Origin of the sequence: Pseudomonas bananamidigenes (assembly GCF_001679645.1) — a bacterium.
Taxonomy (GTDB): domain Bacteria; phylum Pseudomonadota; class Gammaproteobacteria; order Pseudomonadales; family Pseudomonadaceae; genus Aquipseudomonas; species Aquipseudomonas bananamidigenes.
Genome location: NZ_LRUN01000012.1, coordinates 1 through 1,625, shown reverse-complemented (window position 1 = coordinate 1,625; position 1,625 = coordinate 1). Strand labels below are relative to the sequence as shown.

The following is a 1,625-nucleotide window of genomic DNA, read 5'->3' as shown; positions in this document are numbered from 1 at the left end:
GTGCCGGTCGCGGTCAGCGACAGGTTGGTGGTGTCGATGGTGTCGGTGACAGTGGTCGAAACCGGGGTCTTGTCGGCGACCAGATTCTCGTAGTTGCCGCCGCTTACACCGGTGATTGCGTTAGTCAGTGGCGCATGACCATTCAACACGTCGTTCGGCGCGGTGGTGGTGACGGTGCCGGTGGTCTTGCCGACTTCGATGGTGATCTGCTGACCATTGGCCAGGGTCACGGTCACTGGCGAGCCGGTGACAGGTGCCCCCACGGTGGCGGTGTAGGTGACGGTGCCACCCTCGGCCGCTGTTGCGGTCGCGGTCAGTTTGACCGTGGTGGTGTCGATGGTGTCGGTGACGTTGGTCACCGCTGGTGTGGTGCTGGTCACCAGGTTTTCGAAGTTGCCACCGGTGGCGGATTTGATCGTGGCCTGTACGGTGCCGGCGTCTTTATAGACGTCATCAGCTGGAGCCGGAACAGTGACGGTGCCAGAGGTTTTGCCAGCGTCGATGGTGATCACTGCGCCGTTCGACAGGGTCACGGTCACTGGCGAGCCAGCGGCGTTGGTCAGCGTCGCGGTGTAGGTGATCTGGCCACCCTCAGCCACGGTGCCGGTCGCGGTCAGCGACAGGTTGGTGGTGTCGATGGTATCGGTCACCGTGGTGCTGACCGGGGTTTTGTCAGCGACCAGATTTTCGTAGTTGCCACCGCTCACGTTGGTGATCGCGTTGGTCAACGGTGCATGGCCGTTCAGAACATCATTCGGCGCGGTGGTGGTCACGGTGCCGGTGGTTTTACCCACTTCAATGGTGATTTGCTGACCATTGGACAGGGTCACGACAACCGGAGAACCGGTTACAGGCGCACCCACGGTCGCGGTGTATGTAACGGTACCACCTTCAGCTGCCGACTCGGTCGCGGTCAGCTTCACCGTGGTGGTGTCGATGGTGTCGGTAACCTGGGTCACCGCAGGAACCGTGCTGGTCACCAGATTTTCGAAGTTGCCACCAGTGGCGGACTTGATCGTCGCTTCCACGGTGCCGGCGTCCTTGTAGACGTCATCGGCCGGTGCCGGAACCGTCACGGTGCCCGTAGTTTTACCGGCCTCGATGGTGATCACGGCGCCGTTGCTCAAGGTCACGGTCACCGGGGTGCCCGCCGCGTTGGTCAGTGTGGCGGTGTAGATGATCGAACCGCCCTCGGCGACCGAGTTGGTGGCGCTGAGGGTCAGGTTGGTGGTGTCGACGGTGTCGGTGACCGTGGTCGAAACCGGAGTCTTGTCGGCAACGAGGTTCTCGTAATTACCGCCGATTACGCCGGTGATCGCATTGGTCAGCGGCGCGTGGCCGGTCAACGCATCGTTCGGCGCAGTGGTGGTCACGGTGCCGGTGGTCTTGCCGACTTCGATGGTGATCTGCTGACCGTTGGACAGGGTCACGGTAACCGGAGAACCCGTCACCGGTGCGCCAACAGTCGCGGTGTAGGTGACGGTGCCGCCTTCAGCCGCCGACTCGGTCGCGGTGAGTTTCACCGTGGTGGTGTCGATGGTGTCGGTGACGTTGGTCACCGCTGGCGTGTTGCTGGTCACCAGGTTTTCGAAGTTGCCACCGGTGGCATTGGTGATGGTGGCCTG

General features: G+C 62.4%; 1 protein-coding gene. It reads right to left on the bottom strand.

From position 1 onward, the window contains the following. On the bottom strand, positions 1–1,625 hold a 1,625-nt coding region (locus tag BBF94_RS05760; RefSeq protein ID WP_318656012.1), incomplete at both ends, for an immunoglobulin-like domain-containing protein.